Here is a 20,150-nt window from a genome sequence, read left to right on the forward strand (position 1 = left end):
CCGTTCTTTCATAAACAATCAGCCCACTTAACAATAAACATCTTTTTGGGTTGCATAAATTGGCGGATTGGGCGATGTTGGAATGTCTACTTTCCTGATTCATCGGATCAAGCCGGTAATTTTTCGTGGGATCTAAACCAACACCACGTTCAAACCAGCTGACCTGCCCTCCTTTTCCCTCCTAAAGTGCTTCCTCGATTACGGAACGAACGTCGTATGACACGCTTCCTTGTGGCATGTTGCCTGCTGCTTCTGTTGACGTCAGGCCTCTCGGCCGAAACGCCGATTGTGTTCAATCGCGATGTTCGTCCCATCCTGTCAGACCGATGCTTTGCTTGCCATGGTCCAGACGCTAGTTCACGTGCGGCCGATTTGCGCCTGGACGATCGCGAGTCGGCAACCCAAGACCTTGGTGGGCATCGAGCAATTGTCGAAGGAAATGCGAATCAAAGTGAGCTGATTCGACGCGTTACATCATCTGATGAATTCGAGGTGATGCCTCCGCCGGAACATGGTGAACCGTTGACTTCAACAGAGATCGGTGTGCTTCGCCAATGGATCAATCAAGGGGCCCGGTATCAAAAGCATTGGTCCTTCGAGTCACTCAAACGACCAGCAGTTCCAGCTGGCGCGGCGCATCCGGTCGACGCATTCGTGCGTTCCCAGCTGAAGAGCACCGAGCTGACGCCCTCCGCTCAAGCCGATCCAAGGATACTTGCCCGGCGCCTGGCTTTTGACATTACGGGGCTCCCTCCTGAGACTGACGTGGTCGATACGTTTGTGACCAGCCCGACCGACGCGAACTATCAGTCGATGGTCAATCAGCTTCTCGAATCGCCTCACTATGGCGAACGGATGGCGATCTATTGGCTAGACTTAGTCCGATATGCCGACACCCTTGGCTATCATGGCGACCAACCTCGCAGTGTGTCCCCCTACCGCGACTACGTGATCGAAGCTTTCAATGAAAACAAACCGTTCGATCAATTCACCATCGAACAGCTGGCAGGTGACCTACTTCCGGAAGCCACTCTTACGCAGAAAGTTGCGTCGACTTATAACCGCTTGAACCGTGCTTCAGGCGAAGGGGGCGTGCAGCCCAAGGAATACCTGGCCAAGTATTCCGCGGATCGTGTACGAACGACGGGGGCGGTTTGGCTTGGGCTTACCACCGGCTGTGCTGAATGCCATGATCACAAGTTCGATCCGATCACGGCTCGCGATTTTTATAGCTTTGCTGCATTCTTCGCGGACATCAAAGAGCAAGGGATCGTTCGCAGCGCGATGCATGTTGCTCAGTTGCCTGTCCCAACTCCGGAGCAAGAGCAGCAACTTGCTTTACTCAACAAGCAAATCCAAGAAGCGGAAGAGCGTTATCAGCAGCGATCACCAGAGATCGTTGCCGCGCGAATTGCCTGGGAGAAAAAGCTTAAAGACCAGACCGATCACTGGCAGATCGTAACACCAAGAGAAGCTCGCTCGGAAGGTAATGCCAAGCTCGATATCTTGGAAGATGGTTCAGTATTGGCCAGCGGCAAGAATCCGGATCGTGACGTTTACCTGCTTACCGTTGATGCTGCCGAGTTCTCTAGCCAATCAGGTCTGATCGCACTCCGACTTGAGTTGATGCCTGATAAGTCTCTCCCCAAAAGTGGTCCTGGCCGCGCCAGCAACGGCAACTTGGTTCTGCATGCCGTCGAGATGGTCGTGAACAACCGGAAAGTAAAATGGGACAAAGCGGTTGCTTCCCATAGCCAAAAGAATCATTCGCCTCAGTACGTAGTCGATAGGCTTAAAAACGGCTGGGCCATTCTGCCGCAGACTGGGAAGCCTCAGCAACTGATCCTCAGCGGACACGTGCTGGATGACCCATCTTCGGAGGAAATCCAAACAAAAGCATACGAGATACGATTGCGGCAGAACCACGGCGGCGGCCATAACCTCGGTCGCTTCCGGCTTTCTGTTTCCCGAGATGCCGAAGCAGTGACTTCGTTGCTGAACATACCGGGCGAGGTACGCCAGATTGCGGGAGTTCCGGCTGACGAAAGAACACCTGACCAACAGGCAACGATCGACACTATTTTTCGCGAGCAAACTCCACTGCTGAAGGAAACCCGAGACCTCTTGTCGAAGCTGCGACAAGATAAGGAGAAGCTAGAAAAGTCGATTGTGACCACGTTGGCTACGACGGCAACCGACCCGCGAACGATCCGCATTCTCCCACGCGGGAACTGGATGGATGATTCCGGAGAAGTTGTTGATCCCGCGGTTCCACACTTCTTACCACCGTTTGAACAATCATCCAACGAACGTCTGACGCGTCTCGACTTAGCCAAGTGGATGACATCCAAGAATAATCCATTGGTCGCGCGAACATTTGTTAACCGCGTGTGGATGTTGTTCTTCGGGCAGGGGCTCTCGCGTACTGTCGACGACTTGGGATCTCAAGGGCAGCCTCCCACGCATCCTGAACTCTTAGACTGGCTCGCCGACGAATTCATCGAAAGCGGTTGGGATGTGAAGCACTTAATAAAACTGATTGTCACCTCCGAGACCTATCGTCAGTCGTCCAACGTCGATGCCGAAGCCCGAAAGAAGGATCCTTATAACCTGCAGTATTCTCGCCAATCACGCTGGCGACTCGACGCTGAGATGATTCGAGACAACGCACTTTCTGTAAGTGGTTTGCTTAACCCTGCCATTGGTGGTGCGAGTGCGAAACCTTATCAGCCGGCTGGGTACTGGGCCCAGTTGAACTTCCCTAAGCGGACGTATCAACACGACACTGGCCCCAATCAATATCGACGTGGTGTCTACACCCATTGGCAAAGAACGTTTCTTCACCCCAGCATGTTGGCCTTCGATGCTCCTGCGCGTGAGGAATGTACCGCCCAGCGATCACGTTCCAACACACCGCTTCAGTCGCTGGTTTTGCTGAACGACCCAACGTTTGTGGAAGCGGCCAGAGCCCTGGCAACAGAAACGATCAGGCAAGACGCGAACGACTTTGCGGATCGTCTTTCGTGGATGATTCATAAAACGCTTATGCGTGCTCCTCGCCCTGAAGAGGTAACGCTCCTTAAGCAGCTGTACCAAACCGATCTTGCTCGTTATCGTAGCGAAGCGGAAGCGGCTCAGCAGATTGTGACCGTAGGAATGACACCGGTCCCAGAAGATATCGACCAAGCTGAACTCGCTGCATGGACGAGTGTCGCTCGAACGCTTCTGAACTTACATGAAACGATCACTCGCTATTGAGTTGGATATATGAACATTACCGATGATCTTCAGTCACGTCGTAGCTTCCTGCGTCGTACCACATTGGGTATTGGTCCAGCCGCATTGGTTGCGATGTTGTCTGGTCAATCTCGAGCAGACGACCTTTCCACCGGAGTGATACACCCTCCGCATCATGCGCCGCGTGTCAAACGCGTGATTCATTTATGTATGGCAGGCGGGCCTTCGCACCTGGAAACGTTCGACGAAAAGCCGACGCTTACCAAGATGCACGGCAAACCTATGCCGGAATCGCTCACCAAGGGACAGCAAGTCGCGCAATTACAAGGCAAACCGCTCAACTGCTTCGCCCCCCAGTTCGACTTTGCCCATTATGGTGAAAGTGGCCAGCGAATCAGTTCTTTGTTCCCCGGCATGGGCTCGGTCGCAGATGACTTATGCATTATTCGTTCGATGCATACCGATCAAATCAACCACGATCCGGCGCATACTTTATTTAATACGGGCTCAGCTCTCGCAGGCCGACCCAGCATGGGATCTTGGATGCTGTATGGCTTGGGACAAGAATGCGACGATCTGCCTGGCTACGTCGTATTGACCAGCGTGGGCAAAGGAGGTCAGGCCCAGCCGATCGCTGCGAGACAGTGGCACAGTGGCTTTCTGCCATCCCGATTCCAAGGCGTACAGTTTCAGTCGAGTGGCGCCCCCGTGCTGTACTTGAATCGACCGGACGGGGTGTCACAAGATTCACAGCAGCGTCTCGTCGACACGGTTAACCGTCTGAACAAAGGCTTCGACGCACTTGTCGACGACCCTGAAATCGCCACGCGGATTCGCCAGTACGAGATGGCTTTTCGCATGCAGACCAGTGTTCCTGGACTCATGGACTTCAGTACCGAGACGCAACAAACTAAGGATGCGTATGGAACCAGCGGCGGAGACGGCACGTTTGCGTCAAATTGCCTATTGGCCCGACGCCTGCTCGAACGGGGTGTTCGTTTTGTTCAGGTATACCATCGTGCATGGGACCATCACGGGAACATCAAGCGGTCGATGGAAATCACGGCGAAAGAAGTGGACCAAGCAACGGCCGCATTGATTAAGGATCTGAAACAACGTGGGCTCTATGAAGACACCTTAATTGTTTGGGGTGGCGAATTCGGACGTACCCCAATGGCTCAAGGATCGGGACGCGATCATCACATCAAAGGCTTTTCGATGGTACTTTCTGGTGGAGCCGTTCGAAACGGTTTTTCCTACGGGGGTACCGATGAATTTGGTTATGCGGCAACGCAGCACCCTGTTCATGTACGAGACTTTCACGCGACACTTTTACATCTACTTGGGATCGACCACCGCAAATTTTCGTATCGATTCCAAGGCCTCGACTTCCGCTTGACTGGAGTCGAGGAAGCTCACGTGGTGAAGGATGTTATCGCGTAGATACCAACTCATTCAACGCGATAACATCTACTTCAGCGAATTCAGATACCCGAACAAGTCAGAGACTTCCTGATCGGTCATCCCGTTCAAGAGACCTTCCGGCATCACGGAAACACCGGTGAATCCAGCACGCTGAATTTCCGACTTCTCGATGCGACGGTCCGGCGAATTCAAAACACGAATAACAACGGCCTCGCTATCCTCAGACACCAGTAGACCGGAATAAATCTGCCCCGCGGTCGTCATCACCTGGTAACTTCGGTAACCACCTTCGATAGCTGCACTCGGGGTAAGCACGTTCCGTAATATCGATTCGGTACCTCGCAGTCCGATACCATCGAGCGCCGGACCGATGTTCCCCCCTTGGCCGGCAAACTGATGACAGCTCAGGCAGGTCTTAGCAAACAATTGCTTTCCGTTCTCGTGGTTACCAGGGCTTTGGGCAAGCTTGCGATAGCGATCAAACAGTGCTTGCTGTTGGTTCGCTTCTTTCTCGCTAAGCAACTTGGGCGCATCGAGCGTGGCAAGTGTTGTGGCACTGCCTGAGAGTTCTCCCCATTGATCGCCATGTAGATGGTAAACTAATCCAGGCATCTTGTCCGATTCCGCATAGGCACGGTCAAACGTCGTTCGGATTTCATCCGCCGATCGTGCATGATCCCAGATACGATACTCGGCGAACTGTCCATCGGTCCCGCGGCCCTCGACGGTCGTGCGACCGACCATCAGACCCGTTAGAGGTGACGTCATACCTTGGTCGCTTTGCCCTGATATTTCTCCATTGAGATACAAACGTAGGATCCCATCGGCATCACGCGTAACCGCCATGTGCGTCCACACTTCCGGCAGCACTTTCCGATCCGCAATGACCAGATCTCCGCGGCTTGGAATCCAAACGCGGGGAGTATCTTCATAGAAGTTAATGTCGATCATGCCAGCGGCCGACAACACGCCATCGCTATTGTCGATTTCTGGTGCAAGCTTCACCCAGGTTTCAATAGTGAATGGACCTTCTAGATCGATAGGGGCCTTCACGAAATCATTGGCCCCGCCTGAGAGCTTTAGCACCGTTTGCCCCTGACTTACCAGGTCCGACTGAATCGACTGAATGATCTCATTATTCGGTAGAAGGACGCTCATGCGTTGGATAACAGCAGCTGAAAAGTCCGCCAACTGTAAGTCGCCGCTGTCGTATGCTTCCAGTAAAACGCTCGCTCCTTCCCTACGACCGGACATCTCCCCGATGATCAGCTGGCGAATCTGAAAGTCACCTTCGACCAGTAAATCCATTACAAGATTGGCCCCTTCTGGATCCTTGCTACGAGCAATACAGCGAATCGCTTCGTGTCGCATTTCGGCTGAAAGCGCATTGTCAAAAGCTAAGTCTTCAAATGGCTCGACATTCGCAATTGGTAGTTCTGCAAGGGCTTGAAGGGCTGCCAAACGATGATCGGCATTTACGTTAGCTTCTGTCGCAATCTGCATGACTTGCTGATTCAGATCTTCCAGTTGAAAGCTTTTGACAAGTTCTAACGCGAAAGGAATCTGCTCCGACTGCGTTAAGAGATCGGTGGTTGCAGCTTCAATTTCGGGACGCAGTGGCTGCCATTCGATTTGGGTTCGTAGATTTAGGAGCGAGCGTAGCATAGGAATCCGCGATGACTCGTTTTGCAGAGAGCGAGTCAGTTGCTGAGCGACACTTTCATTCTTGAAATGGGGCAACAAGACGCGAATTTCTTCGTTATTCAGACCTCGGCCAAGTTCCGGCCAAAGATTCGCGAGGGCAAGAGCACCTTCCGCGCCGCCGATGGCGAGCGATGCCAACGCGCGGTTTTCCGCTGGCAGTCGCTTTCCTTCAGGCGAACTAAGGAGCTGAGCGACAGCCTCTCGATTTGCTTCCATGGCCCAACGAGCCAAATACCGCTCGAAAGTACGCTCGTAGACGGTCCACTCGTCGCCGCTGATCGGAGCTTTGCCAAGCTGCAGCATCACATCCACGACATCGGAATTTACCTTGGGAAGTCGACGCAGAGCATCCCCCAGAGCCGCACGCACACTTGGAGAAGGATCGTCCACTAACGGTCGAGCTACAGCCAGAAACTCGTCAACCGGGCGTTCTTGCGCCGCCGCAATGCGGATCGCTTCATGCCGCAAATTTGCGTTATCAGCTCGAGCAAGTTTTAGCAAAACTTTCGTAGGAACCGTTTGTAGTCCTTCCCATGCCCAAAGGGCTCCAAGACGAAGATCATCTGGCTGCGTGGTATCCTGCACAATTTTGGTCAGCATCGGAACAACGACAGTGGCGTTGCGATCAATGATCTGCTGCCAGGCCATATCGGCGATTCGAGCGTTGGCATCTCCCAACCGTGCAACAAGCAGTGGATCCGTTAGCGACGTCAGATCTACAGGTTGCATTCGAGGCTGATCTTTGCGCCGAATTCGCCAGATACGACCACGAGTCTTGTCCCGTTCGGGATGCGAGCGAGGCACTTCGTTGTGCGAGATCACTTTGTTGTACCAGTCGACCACGTACAGCGAACCATCTGGACCAAACTGAATCGCCACAGGTCGAAAACGAGGATCATCCGAGATCAAAAAGTCAGGCAGCTTCTTGTAGCTGAAGCGATCGCCGTTCGGTGTCGCCTCGATCATTTGAATACGACTGGTGATCGGATTGGCTAGATAAAAACGTCTGGGAGCCTCAGGATTATCCGCATCAAAGCCCCACGGAGATGGCCAGCCGTTTCGGTCATCGGCCAACGTCAGACCACTGAGGCCGGTGCCTCCCATTTGCGGAGGTCCCATCGGCGGTGGCATGAGTGGTTGATATGGCTTAAGACGGTGCGGCGAACCTGTTTTTAAATAGACGCCTGGTTCGAATGGGACAATCGGATAGCCTAAGTCATTGGCTTCCTGAATCCACGTTTGACCTTCGCGTGAAACCGTAAGACCCCAAATATTGTTTGGGCCGTGCGTTACGGCCTCGAACCGATCGCCAGAGGGAGTAAACCGAGCCAGCTTACAATGCTTGAAGGGAATCTCGGCTTGACCATCGACAAATGGCTCTCCTTCGGGACGACGCACAACGGACGAATTGAACAGCCCCTGGGCAGTCAGAATAAAGTTGCCTGGCACGCGAGTGAACTGGTGCGGGAAGAGATGCGAGTCCTGAGTTCCGAACCCAGTCAGTATCACTTTGTGAGAGTCTGCTTTGCCGTCTTGATCTTCATCGTGATAGATGCGAATGTCATTGCCATACTGGACGATCACTCTGTCCCCTTGCGGCAACACACCCATAGGCATAACAAGACCATCGGCGAAGACACGCGGAGGAGCGACGTTTTTGGCGTAAGGATTGTCGATGACAAGAACTTTGTCGCGGCCTCCTTTAGCGAACAACTGCCGAGACTCTTCCGGGCTCTCATTCGCATCGACGGGGTATTCCAACGCCGTCGTTACCCAGAGACGTCCCTTCGCGTCAAAAGCCATGGCAACAAACTTACCAATTCCTTCCGATTCAGCAGCCACCAGTTCCACTTCAAAGCCGTCGGGAACATGGAACCGAGCCAACTCTTCTGTCGGCGATAAAGGCTGCTCGCCAGCGTTGTGCTTAGAGAGCTGCTCCCAAGTTGGTGCCCCAGGCGTTGGCGGTAATTCGGTTAGGAAAACATCCTTCACTTGCACTAATGCCTTACCGCCGCCGTGTACCTGAAATCCGATCTTTCCGTTGAGAGGAATTTTAGGATCGGTCTCGGTATAGTCGATTGCTTTCACGCCGTTAATCCATGACTGAATACGGGGGCCATCGGCGAGAATCCGATATTCATTCCAATCATCCTTCTTGACCACAGCGTTTACGGCGGCTAAATCTTTGGCCTGGGCGATGACCTTATTACGACGCGACTCGTCGTACATTTTGCCCCACCATCCATCACCGGCGTCGACCTGGTAGCCGACCATCTCCGAACCTTTCTCGGCGCGGATACTGCGAATTTGAATCCCTGAATTAATGAACCCATCGCTACCTTGGATGCGAATCGAGAGCTTTAAATCAAAGTTCTGATAGCTCTTCTCGGTTGCGATAAATGTATTTCGCGGCACTCGCTTGGTTAGCGATCCTCCGGTGATCATGCCATCTTGCACGCTCCACCATGCCTGGTCGGCCGAGATTGTTTCCCATCCTTTCAACGAATTGCCATCAAACAGGCTCTTCGCCTCTTCTCCAAACAAGACTGAAGAAGATGCCAATAGACCAATGACGCAGAGCGATGAAAAAAGTCGAAGCATGGTTGGTTTCATGGACATGAAGCTTTATTAAACAGAGGCAACACGGCAGATAGAATTACTGCTGGACGTCGAAGTCAAACACAACGACGCGTTCCAAACATGGAACGACGATTTCTTTCACGCGTTCGTGTACAGGATGGGGCAAGTAAGCGTCGCGTGCCTCGGGACTCTCAAATGTCATGATAAAACCATGCGTAAACCCATCGTTGAGACCTTCGTCGCTTTTGTAGGGTCCATAAATCATCTCGGTGAGACCAGGGATCTCGCCAACCATCGCATGCATGGCGGCAAAGCAGTGATCGACTTTCTCAGCGGTGATATGGTCTTTGAATTGAAAGACGCCGAAATGTTTGACACTGGGCACGAGAGACCACCTCTTCGATAAGGAGAGTAACAATAAACGCAGGAGTTAAACCGCGGATGCCTGATGCGTTTTGATATTCTCTGCAAGTGCTTTCGCGCATTCTTCGGCAAAAACAACATCGTTAATATTGGCATCGATTCGCTGGACAGGCACTGTCGGGGAAAGATGACTGATCAACGAATCGAACAACGCGGCATCTGCTTCGGGGTCATAGAAGGGACCGCCGGTCGCACTGATCACGCTGATGCCTTGCAGTGGAATTAATACGGTGACAGGTGCCGTGTAGCGATTCACTTTCTCAGCGATGATTCGCCCAAGTTCTCGGCATTCGTCGGCGTTCGTACGGACGAGCGTGACTTGAGGATTATGGATGTAAATGTTGCGATGCGAGAACTGCTCAGGCAACGTCGCCCGCTCTCCAAAGTTCACCATATCCAGACAGCCAGGAACGACTATGGCTGGAATGTTTGCTTCGGCAGCTGCATCTAGACGTTGGGAGCCAGCCGAAAGAACACCACCAACGAGCTCGTCCGCCCATTCGGTCGTGGTTACGTCCAGCACTCCTTCGACCAAGCCATCACGAATCAGTGACTCCATCGCCTTTCCGCCGGTTCCGGTCGCGTGAAACACCAATACCTCAAACCCTGCGTCTTCCAACACAGGAACCGCGCGATCAATACAGTCGGTCGTGTTGCCAAACATGCTGGCCGCGATCAACGGACGTGCCGCGGAGACATCGACGTCGGTCTCGACCATTCCACAGATAGCTCCCGCCGCTTGAGCGAAGACTCGCCGAGAAATTCGATTGAGGCCTGACACATCGACGACGCTGGGAAACATCACAATGTCTTTGGTGCCGATGTAATGGGCCGTATTGCCGCTGGCCAGTGTCGATACCATGACCTTAGGAAAGCCGACCGGGAGACAACGCATCGCCGCAGTGGCGATGGCCGTTCCGCCACCACCGCCGAGCGAAATTACACCGTCGATTTTCCCTTTGTTGACCAGATCAGCAACGACCTTCTGGATGGCCTGAGACATTGCCGAAACACATTCTCCGCGGTCGCGCCGCTTTGAAAGTGCCTCCCAGTCGAGACCTGCGGCAAGGGCCACTTGTTCACGAGACCAATCAGGCGTAACCGTAGGATCATCACCGGAGCCCACATCAATAAGAAGCACGTCGTGGCCTCGTGCTTTAATGCATTCAGCCACGTAGCCGTGCTCCTGCCCTTTGGTATCGAGCGTACCGAGTACTGCAATGACAGCCACTTAAACCTCCGACGGCACCTTGGAAACCGGAATACTTTTGAAACGTCGTGTCAGTTCGGTCAACGAGTCTTCGAAGGCCATTCGTTCCAGACTTGAAGCGCCGACGAAACCTACCGCATCGGTATGCTCGTTGATATAAGCGGCATCTTCCGGCGTAAGGATTGGTCCTCCGTGCGATAGACAGATGATGTCGGATCGCACTCGCATCGCCGCGGAACAAATCTCCTGCGTGCGTGCAGCAGCTTGCTCTAAAGAACATGCGGCATCCACCACACCAATCGCTCCACCGATGGTCGTGCCGACGTGAGCCACAACAACGTCGGCGCCTGCTTCCGCCATCGCACGCGCCTCGGTTGCACTGGCGACATACACGATGGAAAAGAGATCCATCTTGCGCGCCAAACTCACCATCTCGAATTCCTTCTCGACGCTCATTCCGGTCTCTTCCAAAATTTGTCGGAAGTCACCATCGACGATCGTGTGCGTCGGGAAGTTATTCACACCGGAGAATCCCATGTCCTTCACTTGCAACAGCCAGTGCCACATTCGGCGACGTGGATCTGTGGCATGCACACCACATATCACAGGCGTCTCTTGAACGATCGGAAGCACTTCATATTCGCCGATTTCCATCGCAATCGCATTCGCATCGCCGTAGGCCATGAGTCCGGCCGTCGAGCCATGCCCTGCCATGCGGAATCGTCCTGAGTTGTAAACAATGATCAGGTCGATGCCCCCTTTCTCAAGGAACTTAGCACTGATACCAGCGCCAGCCCCACCGGCAATGATGGGTTGCTTTCGATCGAGCGAATCGCGGAGGCGATCGACGACTTCTTGACGGGTATAGGGATTTCCGATTCCGGTCCAGGGATTGGGCACGTTAAAACCTCGCTAACGATTTCGGGATGTCAGATCAAACTGAAACTGATTCGCCTGGGAATCAGAGACGTTCGCCGTAAGTTTGCTCTTCTCATTATAGGATGGCGGTATGACCTGAACGACTTCCTCGACTTGGCCATTTGGCCCTGCCCCGGGTATCATCTTGCCCGTTTTCTGAGTGGATGTAATTTCAATGCGGTAGGTGCCAGGCTTCAACTTCGACGTCTTTCCCATCGAATCGAAGCGTCCTAGTTCGATCGCCAAACTTGTTCCATTTCCGGAACCGGAAGATGGCACAAAGTAAATCATGCCTTTCTCTAAGGGTTCATTTTTCCAAGTCACCGATCCTTGGACATCATGGCCGGATCCAGAATCAGATCCGGCGCACCCTGTCGTCGCTGTCGCAGTTAATACGGCCAACAATAGTAAACGTGTTGAATGACTCATAACATGGTTTTCCCTAGTTCGACACATTGATGAATTCGCCCTAGTACCCAGGCAATTAGAACGACGTGTCGACGACCTCTCCTCCATCCATCGAAGCCATTGCTTGCCATATGGTGAGATCAATCGTTTCGGGAATGAAACGCACGCTACCGTCAAAAGAAAGAGTTTCGACACCCCCAGGATGCAAACTACGAGCAGATAATCGATGTGGACCAGCAGATCCGTTGCTTGTGCAAGGGAGCCCTTTCTCAGGCTGATTCACGCAACGCTCGGTCGTATCAGCCGACGTTGTATTCGGCGGAAAGTCGTGGGCGTAAAGATTCGTTCCCGCGTCGGCGAACAACGCCCCGCGCGAGTCGTTATCGTTAACACGCCGAATCTCCGAAACCGCAAATGTCAGGCTGGTTCCATCTACGAGGTCACGCATGCCGACGTTCGAGTTCAGCAGGAAAGGGCCTTTCAACGTAAGTCCGGTATGCGCCGCCGACGAACCGCAGTGCCCACGTTCGTACGTTCCCACGCCAATATTGGCTGCGTAATTTCCTCGTGCACCGAAATCGTACGCGGTATTAAAGATCTCGACATTAATATCGGAAGGACAAACGAGCGTATCGATCTCGACGTCTCTTGCATTTTGATTTTCCGGCCGCCACCAATCGGTTGAGTCATTGTAGAGATCACGCAAAGACTGCTGTTCTAAACCTGGAAGAATCCCCAGCACCCACGATCCAAACTGCCGCGAGCAATCTGGCGAGAGAACGTGGCCTGATGGAAAAGTACCAATCGTGTCGTGATACGTATGAAGTGCGATTCCAATCTGTTTAAGATTATTAGTACATGACATCCGCCGCGCCGCTTCACGTGCCTGCTGAACGGCGGGCAAAAGTAAAGCTATCAAGACACCGATAATCGCAATCACGACTAACAATTCCACCAACGTAAACCCCAAACGAAGCTTCCTCGACATTTTGAAAGTACTCCCGATATTTAGATAAGAGAAAAGAGAAGAGGCGTACGCTAAAACGATTTTGCCCTCGGTAAGAATGGATTAGAGAGCCGAACCGCTTTCGCACGATAACAACAATTTTCGGCCAAACATCCTTCAACCACCATCGACGAGCCCCACCAATCCATGCGCGAAATCCACATCATTTCACCGTCGACGAAGGTCACCGTCGTCCGCAGCAGTGACGAGGATCAACGACCGTGGTTGGCAGACTCGCCGGTCTGCATTCCCCTTAGCGAACTTGATATCGCCCATTGCGGTATCATGGACGCCGTTGCACCGCTGGAGATCGTGCGTACGAATCTATCGGGCACGTTTTTCTTCGCTTGTTTCGGTGGAGAAGGTCTCGTATTAGTCGATGGGGAATGGCGTAAAGTTTCCGCTGGCCAGGCATGTGTTCAGCCACCCTTTATCCCGAATGCTATTCAGGCAATTCCCGATTCGCCGTGGCATTTCTGCTGGGTTCGCTACGAAGAAGTCCATAAGCGGAAACCACTCGTTTCCTTGCACTCCCCTGCGCTGCGCAGGTTCGATGTCGAGCCCTTTCACTTTGCAGTGAGTGGCCTGAATGCGGAAGCTCGCGGACAGAACGATCAAGTTGCCATTCGCCAATGGATTGAACTGGTGCATGGCTACGTGCTCGGTTTTGCAAACCCGTTGGACAAAGATGATCGCCTGGTAAAGCTATGGGCAGATGTAGAACAGCGTTTGGAAGAACCATGGACGCTAGAAGTCCTGGCACAAGTTAGCTGCATGAGCCAGGAACACCTTAGACGACTATGCCTGGCCTCGTTGGGTCGTTCCCCCATGCAGCACGTTACGTTCCTACGCATGCAGAAAGGAGCCATGCTCCTAAGATCGACCAACCTGACGATCGCTGTTATCTCTCAGCGACTAGGCTACTCCTCTCAGTTCGCTTTTTCCAACGCCTTCCAGCGCTGGTTCTCTTGCCGCCCCTCAAGCTTTCGCAATTGATTCGAATGGGTCGCCACGTTGAAACTTACGTTTACGACTTGGATGCGTACCGCGCCAGGAACATACTCACTGCCGAGTCGATAATTTGTTCTAGTTCCTCGCTGCCAGGCAAAGGACTGCTCCCAAGCAGTGGTGGCCAAAACACCGATCCCTGCAACAAGCTATTGAATTGCTTGCCGGCCATATCGGCATCGTCAACATCGAGGCGCCCATCTTGGACGCCTTCTTTGATCCAGGCCACCAATTTGGCGCAGAACCTCTTCTCGTCACCCAACGTTTGCTTGGCAAGATTGGGCGTCAACAGAAACCGAGATAGCACTACCCTGGCAAGCGACTGAAAGTCGGGCGAGACGACAATCCGAACGATATTCTGAGCGTAGCCACGAAGCTGATCATCCAAAGGACTTGCCGAATCGTAGCTCATCGCCGGGGTCGATTCGGTATTCTCAATCAATAGCGTAACAATCGCTTCGAAAAGAGCTTCTTTGCTCTCGAAGTGATTGTAAACCGTTCGCTTACTCACCTCGGCCACTTCGGCGATACGGTTCATACTTGTGCTGTCAAACCCTTGGGCCTCGAATTCACGGATCGCCGCGGTCAAAATCGCCGCTCTCTTCCGATCCGTAAGTCGTTCAAAAATCAATGCTTCTGCCAAAACTACACTCTGGGGTTTACTTTTTGATTGGCCGCAGAATAAACTACACCGTTCGGTTTACTTATTGTTATCCAGATGACTTCATCGGAAAAGTGTCGATGGCTTATCGTTCTCTGAGGTCGATTGGTTTGTGCCTTCTCGGCGCTGTCACCCTTGCCGGTTGTACCGCAGAAGTTCCTCCACCCAAGGAAAAACCTCCACTCCCTGTGAGTGTTCGCCTTCTTAACAAGGAGGTGCCTCATCAATCTTCACAGATTAGCGGATCTGTCGTCTCTTGGAAAACGGAACAGATCGGATTTGAGGTTGCCGGACGTGTCAGTCAGGTGATCGAACCGAACGAATCGATCGAAGGCCGAATCTTTGTGCCTGGGCAAAAGACTCCGCTGTTCGCAGGCACACCTTTGGCTCGCTTGGAAGACTCCCGCTTTCACACGGATGTTCAATCCGCGGAAGCAGCTGTGGAAGTTACCCAGCGAAAAATCGAAGCGATGACCATCGAGATCGAACAACGTCTCCCGGCATTGGTGGCTGCCGCTGAGGCGGAACGAGACTTAGCCAAGATCGAACAGCAACGAAATCGGAACCTAAGAGAACGAAATGCAGCGTCACAATCAGCGTTAGATCGTGCCGAAACGACACTGATAACAGCTCAAGGAGAAGTTGCCCGGCAAAAAGCTGAGCTCGCTTCCCGCAAAGCAGACTTACGATCGCTCGAAGCCGAATCGCTTCAAGCCAAGCAACGTCTTGCCAATGCCAAACGGGACTTGGCCGATACGGTTCTTTACAGTTCATTCCGTGGCCAAGTTGCTGAAACGCATGTCCTGCCAGGCAGCTATGTCCAGCCTGGCGATCCGGCGGTGACCGTGCAATTGATGGACCCTATGTCGGTGGAATTCGAACTGTCCGCCGAGGCGTCACGCAAGTTGAATCATGGCGACATGATCCGTATCGATACGGTCGATCGAAATCAGAAGAAGCACCAGCTCAGTGGAATCATTCATCAGACCGATGCTGTCGCCGATCCGCAAACCAGAACGTTCACCGTCAAACTTTTGGTTCGCAATCAACAAGTTCAGCGAGAAGTGCCTGAGGATATCGACAGCCAGCAAGTTGCTCGTACATCAGAGCTATTTCCGCTTACGCTGGGAACATTCCTGGATGGCAAGTCTCAGCAGTTGATCGTCGAAAAAAACGCGATCCATCACGATTCGCAAGGTTCGTACGTTTGGCGAGTTCTGAATCGAAAGATCAACGAACCTACTCGCGATCAAGGGCCGCTCCTTCGCGTGGCGAAAATGCGTGTCGTTCCCGAAGCAGTCGAAATTCCGTTTCTGGGAAACTGGATGTTTGTCCCTGTCGAAATTCCCAGCAGCGAACAGTTCGATCCTGACAACGACTTAGTTGTCGGAAAAATCTCGCTTCCAAACTCCAGTACCACGGAATGGGAAGGAGATACGATGCTGCTTGATCATACCGGATGGCTCCTCCGCCCCGGTGACTTGGTTCAAGTTCAACTTAACTCTTCACACAATGTCCCTGGTTATTACGTGCCACTCAAAGCCATTCGCAGTGACGCTCGGGACAAGTATCTGTTCATCGTCGATAACAGCAGCAGCACGCCGATTGCTCGTCGTGTTAACGTTCGTCTCGATCAAGAGAATTCCGTGTTCCAAGACTCTGGGGCGTTGATTCGTGTTGAAGCCACCGAGGGTCAAATACTGTCGGATGGTCTGAATTTGATTGTCGACGGGGCACACTATCTGAAGGATGGCGACAGGATTGTCATCATTCATCGTCCAGGAGCCAAATCATGAACTGGCTTCCTGAATTCGCCTTGAAACGACCGACGATAGTTATCTCTTTGGTCCTGATTTGTGTTGTTTGGGGTGTCGTTACGTTTGCGACGATGCCGCGGCGTGAGGACCCAGAGTTCACCATCAAGATCTGCACCGTCAGCACCTCTTGGCCCGGCGCATCGGCCCAAAAGGTCGAAGAACTGGTCACGGATCCGCTTGAAGAAGCGATCGATGGGCTCGAAGAAGTCAAATTGATTCGTTCCACTTCGTCGACGGGACTTTCGGTGATCTTCGTCGAACTGGAAGACAGCCTGCCGGGCAGCAAAACAGACGATACATGGGATAAGGTTCGTGCACGTATCAAAAACGTCGCCATGCCTGACCCCGATCTTGAACCAGTCGTTAACGATGAGTTTGGCGATACGAACATCATTTTGTTCGCCGTCCATCAAGCTCCTCTTTCTAGGGCAGAAACGGACGAGCCTGCGAAAATCTACTCACTTCGGGAACTCGATATTTTTTCCGAACGCGTTCGCGATGCCTTGCGGTTGATGCCTGGCGTAGCGAAAGTCGATCGGCATGGCGTGCGAGAAGAGGCGATTTACCTCGAGACTGACATCGGCTTATGGTCGCAGTTGCAGTTAACGTCCAGCAACTTGGAAAGTTTGCTTCAAGCACGAAACATCGTTGCGCCTGGCGGTTCGATCGATGCTCCGGATGGGCGATTTTTCGTGAAACCAGGTGGAGAATTCGACGCCGTCAACGAGATCAACGGTATCGTGGCGGGGCTCTCGTCGACCCATGAAATCAGCAATCATGTTCAATTGCGAGACTTGGGGCTTGATGTCCGTCGAGACTATGTCGATCCTCCCAGTCGTATCTGCCGCTACACCGATCTCGAGCAGTCGCACCCCAGTGTGATCGTTGCCCTTTCCATGAAATCGGGTGCCAACATTGTCGATATCTGCGAAGCTGCCAAGTCGAAAGTCAACGAACTAAAAAACGTCACGGGAGTTCTCCCGCCGGATATCGAAGTGAGTGTAATCTCGGATCAATCCGAGAGCGTTAAGTCACGCATTTTCGACGTTATCGTCAACATCATCGAAGCGATCGTGATTGTTGTCGTTGTGGTTTACTTGGTCGTCGGATTTCGCACAGCGGCTGTCATGGCTGCCAACATTCCATTTGTCGTGCTCATCTCAATTGGCGGAATCACGCTGTTTGGTGTTCAGCTCGAGCAAATGTCGTTGGCGTCGATGATCATTGCTTTGGGCTTGCTCGTCGACAACGCGGTTCAAGTTTGCGACCAGGCTCGTACCAATCAATTGGCTGGCATGTCGCCGAAGGAAGCTGCTTTGGAAGGTGCCAGCCTTCTCGGCGGATCGATGCTTAACGGCACTCTCACCACGATTGCCGCGTTTGTGCCGATGCTTATCGCCATGGACGGAGCGAACCGTGAGTTCATTTATGGTCTGCCGGTGACGCTCTCAGTAATGCTGGGCGTCAGCTGGGTACTGGCAATGACTTTTTGTGTGATTTTGGCCGCGGCGTTCATTCGCCCTCCTGCAGAGCCCACAAAACCAGCGGCTCCCCTTCCCAAACTGATGGCGTGGATTGGCCGCTTGTTTTCGAGAAAACGGACGACAACAAACGAAAGTGGTAGTTTTATTTATGACTGCTACATGGTACTTGCTCGATTCGCGATTCGACGCAAATTCCTGACCATCACCGTTAGTATCGTGATGCTTATTATCACGATGCAGCTTCCCGTAGGCACCGAGTTCTTCCCGCTAACCGAACGCGATCAATTTGTTGTGGAAGTCTGGCTGCCAGAAAACGCAACGCTCGAGCAGTCGGACGTCGTGGCTCGTCAGGTCGAGGATCTCATTCGCAAACTTAGCCCCACGACAGACGCGGACGGCCAACCGATCGAACGCTTGGACAACATGCGGACACTCGTCGGAGGCGGTGGTTCCCGCTGGTATCTCTCTTGGGAACCTGAACCTCCGAAGCCCAACTATGCGGAAATACTCATCCGCACGCAGAACGGTAAATTGACACACGACTTCGCGGAAGAAGTGCGTCGGATCGCACGCCAGGGAGATGCATCGCGCGGTATCGAACCGATCGTCGGCGCACGTGTCGTGCCAATCGAACTCTTTCTAGGTCCTCCAGCAGACCCCGTCGTCATTCGTATCGTCGGAGACGGTTTTGCCGATATCAAACAGCTGCGAAATATCAGCGAACGCGTCAAAGACATGGTCAATGCTGTTCCGGTGACTTGGGACGTTAACGATTCCTGGGGTACCGAAGGCTATCAGCTGAAAGTTCAAATCGACTCGGACAAAGCGAGTCTTTCCGGAGTTTCCAATACGCAGATTGCAGAAACTCTGAACTCTTATTTCTCTGGGCGATTTCTCACAAACTTCAACGAAGGGGATCATCGCGTTCCCGTTTACTTTCGCTTACGACCCGATGGTCGCCGTTCGCTGGCGGACCTTCAATCTGCTTATCTGGAAGGGGAATACGGCAAAGTTCCGATTACGTCAGTGGCCAGTATTTCGATGAACTGGGAAGAGGCCAGGATCGATCGCCGCGACATGAACCGCACCATCGAGATCCGTTCGCGAATCGACTATGGTGCCTCCGGCAACGATATCACGATGGACGTCATGAACTCTCCTGAAATGAAAAAGCTTCAAGCCGAACTCCCTCCCGGCTACCGCGTGGAAATTGGCGGTGCTTTGGAAGAGTCGTTCAAAGCCCAAGGCAAAATGCTGCGTTCCTTTGGGATGTCATTCGTGGCAATCATTCTGCTTTTGATTTGCCAATTCAACAGTGTTTCCAAAACGGCCATCATCATCGCAACGTTACCATTGGCAATGATTGGCTCGATCTTCGGTCTCTGGGTTACCGGCAACTCCCTCGGCTTCATGCCTCAGCTGGGCATTTTGGCGCTCTTCGGAATTGTTCTCAACGCAGGGATTATCTTCATGGAGTTTGCCGATATCGTTATTCGTAAACGCGCCGAAAACTCGGAAGGAGGCCCCATTGCCGGGCTCACCCGAACGGAATTCCAAGACGCGTTGGCCGAAGCAGGCCGACTGCGTCTGATGCCCATTTTCCTGACCACCGCAACAACGATCGGTGGCCTATTGCCGTTAGCCCTCGCCGGCGGCCCACTTTGGGTTGGCATGGCCTGGCTGATGATTTTCGGCCTACTCGTCGCCACTGTCTTAACGCTGTTCCTGATCCCAGCTCTATACGCCGTAGTCATCGAGTCGTTCAAACTCCGACCATTCGACCAAGAGTGATCCGTGCGTTATCGCATGAAACCGCACTGGCAACGGCGAAGAAAAGACCAGCGATTTAAACGACAAGCCATAACGACTGACCATCAGGTGGGCCATGGAAGGCCCCTTTTCAATTCTCAAGGCCCTGGATCAAAGCCGGGGCTATCTTTTTTACTTGTGCTCTAGCGTTTAGTTGTCACAATCACCTTTTACCTCGTTATGCGAGCAAAGGAGACTCGACATGAAACATGGAATCTACCTGGACCGGACAAAAGCCAACATTCATGTGCATGCCAATCTCGGCCTGAATGAAAAATACGGTGGCAACCTGGAGGATTACGGCACCTTTGATTTAAGCCAAATCGAAGAGGCTCGGCATGCAGCCCAAACGGCATCAGAAAAGCATGGCCTGCCAATATTTGAACGTAACGTGTAGCTAAGCATCATCAGAGCAACTACTCAGCCCACCGAAACCCAAAAGGCCCGGCACTGACCGGGT

Annotated in this window: 13 protein-coding genes; 6 read left to right on the forward strand and 7 right to left on the reverse strand. The window is 52.8% G+C overall.

From position 1 onward, the window contains the following. Positions 1–216: 216 nt before the first annotated feature. Both LA756_RS10720 and LA756_RS10725 read left to right on the forward strand, forming a co-directional pair. The gene (locus LA756_RS10720; protein WP_224439872.1) at positions 217–3,258 is read left to right on the forward strand and encodes a PSD1 and planctomycete cytochrome C domain-containing protein; all 3,042 of its coding nucleotides are present in this window, start codon (positions 217–219) and stop codon (positions 3,256–3,258) included. Positions 3,259–3,267: 9 nt separating this feature from the next. After that, the gene (locus LA756_RS10725) at positions 3,268–4,680 is read left to right on the forward strand and encodes a DUF1501 domain-containing protein (protein WP_224439873.1); all 1,413 of its coding nucleotides are present in this window, start codon (positions 3,268–3,270) and stop codon (positions 4,678–4,680) included. A gap of 27 nt (positions 4,681–4,707) precedes the next feature. Here LA756_RS10725 and LA756_RS10730 read toward each other — a convergent pair whose 3' ends face one another. From LA756_RS10730 to LA756_RS10755, 6 genes are all read right to left on the reverse strand, one after another. Further along, on the reverse strand, positions 4,708–8,967 hold the full coding sequence (locus LA756_RS10730; protein WP_224439874.1) for a family 16 glycoside hydrolase: 4,260 nt from the start codon (positions 8,965–8,967) through the stop codon (positions 4,708–4,710). A gap of 55 nt (positions 8,968–9,022) precedes the next feature. After that, positions 9,023–9,331 (reverse strand): Dabb family protein, encoded by a 309-nt coding sequence (locus LA756_RS10735; RefSeq protein WP_224439875.1) that lies wholly within the window; start codon positions 9,329–9,331, stop codon positions 9,023–9,025. Positions 9,332–9,376: 45 nt separating this feature from the next. Next, positions 9,377–10,600: a Tm-1-like ATP-binding domain-containing protein gene (locus LA756_RS10740; protein ID WP_224439876.1), complete on the reverse strand. Its 1,224-nt coding sequence runs from the start codon at positions 10,598–10,600 to the stop codon at positions 9,377–9,379. Then, positions 10,601–11,479 carry a phosphoenolpyruvate hydrolase family protein gene (locus tag LA756_RS10745; RefSeq protein ID WP_224439877.1) on the reverse strand — a complete coding sequence of 293 codons (879 nt, stop codon included), beginning with the start codon at positions 11,477–11,479 and terminating at the stop codon, positions 10,601–10,603. A 12-nt stretch (positions 11,480–11,491) separates the two neighbouring features. Then, the gene (locus tag LA756_RS10750) at positions 11,492–11,788 is read right to left on the reverse strand and encodes a hypothetical protein (protein WP_224439878.1); all 297 of its coding nucleotides are present in this window, start codon (positions 11,786–11,788) and stop codon (positions 11,492–11,494) included. 193 nt (positions 11,789–11,981) lie between these two features. After that, positions 11,982–12,893, reverse strand: coding sequence for a DUF1559 domain-containing protein (locus LA756_RS10755; protein ID WP_224439879.1), 912 nt, complete (start codon positions 12,891–12,893; stop codon positions 11,982–11,984). Positions 12,894–13,058: 165 nt separating this feature from the next. On the opposite strand from LA756_RS10755, the gene LA756_RS10760 reads away from it, so the two are divergent. Then, positions 13,059–13,907, forward strand: a complete 849-nt coding sequence (locus LA756_RS10760) for an AraC family transcriptional regulator (RefSeq protein WP_224439880.1) — start codon at positions 13,059–13,061, stop codon at positions 13,905–13,907. 31 nt (positions 13,908–13,938) lie between these two features. On the opposite strand, the gene LA756_RS10765 is transcribed toward LA756_RS10760, so the two are convergent. Then, the gene (locus LA756_RS10765; protein WP_261362101.1) at positions 13,939–14,508 is read right to left on the reverse strand and encodes a TetR/AcrR family transcriptional regulator; all 570 of its coding nucleotides are present in this window, start codon (positions 14,506–14,508) and stop codon (positions 13,939–13,941) included. Positions 14,509–14,660: 152 nt separating this feature from the next. Between LA756_RS10765 and LA756_RS10770 the strand changes: the two genes are divergently transcribed. The 3 genes from LA756_RS10770 to LA756_RS10780 all read left to right on the forward strand — a co-directional run bounded on the left by LA756_RS10770 (position 14,661) and on the right by LA756_RS10780 (position 20,087). Beyond that, a complete protein-coding gene (locus LA756_RS10770) occupies positions 14,661–16,376 on the forward strand; it encodes an efflux RND transporter periplasmic adaptor subunit (RefSeq protein ID WP_224439881.1) in 1,716 nt (571 codons plus the stop codon). After that, positions 16,373–19,672 (forward strand): efflux RND transporter permease subunit, encoded by a 3,300-nt coding sequence (locus tag LA756_RS10775; protein WP_224439882.1) that lies wholly within the window; start codon positions 16,373–16,375, stop codon positions 19,670–19,672. The genes LA756_RS10770 and LA756_RS10775 overlap by 4 nt, the downstream gene beginning before the upstream one ends. A 220-nt stretch (positions 19,673–19,892) precedes the next feature. Then, positions 19,893–20,087, forward strand: coding sequence for a hypothetical protein (locus tag LA756_RS10780; protein ID WP_224439883.1), 195 nt, complete (start codon positions 19,893–19,895; stop codon positions 20,085–20,087). The last annotated feature ends 63 nt before the right edge of the window (positions 20,088–20,150 follow it).

It is taken from the genome of Bremerella sp. TYQ1 (genome assembly GCF_020150455.1).
Taxonomy (GTDB): domain Bacteria; phylum Planctomycetota; class Planctomycetia; order Pirellulales; family Pirellulaceae; genus Bremerella; species Bremerella volcania_A.

Bases quoted from the DNA above. Each gene is read 5' to 3' on its own strand.
- LA756_RS10720 (WP_224439872.1), top strand. From the start codon at position 217: ATGACACGCTTCCTTGTGGCATGTTGCCTGCTGCTTCTGTTGACGTCA.
- LA756_RS10725 (WP_224439873.1), top strand. From the start codon at position 3,268: ATGAACATTACCGATGATCTTCAGTCACGTCGTAGCTTCCTGCGTCGT.
- LA756_RS10730 (WP_224439874.1), bottom strand. From the start codon at position 8,967: ATGCTTCGACTTTTTTCATCGCTCTGCGTCATTGGTCTATTGGCATCT.
- LA756_RS10750 (WP_224439878.1), bottom strand. From the start codon at position 11,788: ATGATTTACTTTGTGCCATCTTCCGGTTCCGGAAATGGAACAAGTTTG.
- LA756_RS10755 (WP_224439879.1), bottom strand. From the start codon at position 12,893: ATGTCGAGGAAGCTTCGTTTGGGGTTTACGTTGGTGGAATTGTTAGTC.
- LA756_RS10760 (WP_224439880.1), top strand. From the start codon at position 13,059: ATGCGCGAAATCCACATCATTTCACCGTCGACGAAGGTCACCGTCGTC.
- LA756_RS10770 (WP_224439881.1), top strand. From the start codon at position 14,661: ATGGCTTATCGTTCTCTGAGGTCGATTGGTTTGTGCCTTCTCGGCGCT.
- LA756_RS10775 (WP_224439882.1), top strand. From the start codon at position 16,373: ATGAACTGGCTTCCTGAATTCGCCTTGAAACGACCGACGATAGTTATC.
- LA756_RS10780 (WP_224439883.1), top strand. From the start codon at position 19,893: ATGAAACATGGAATCTACCTGGACCGGACAAAAGCCAACATTCATGTG.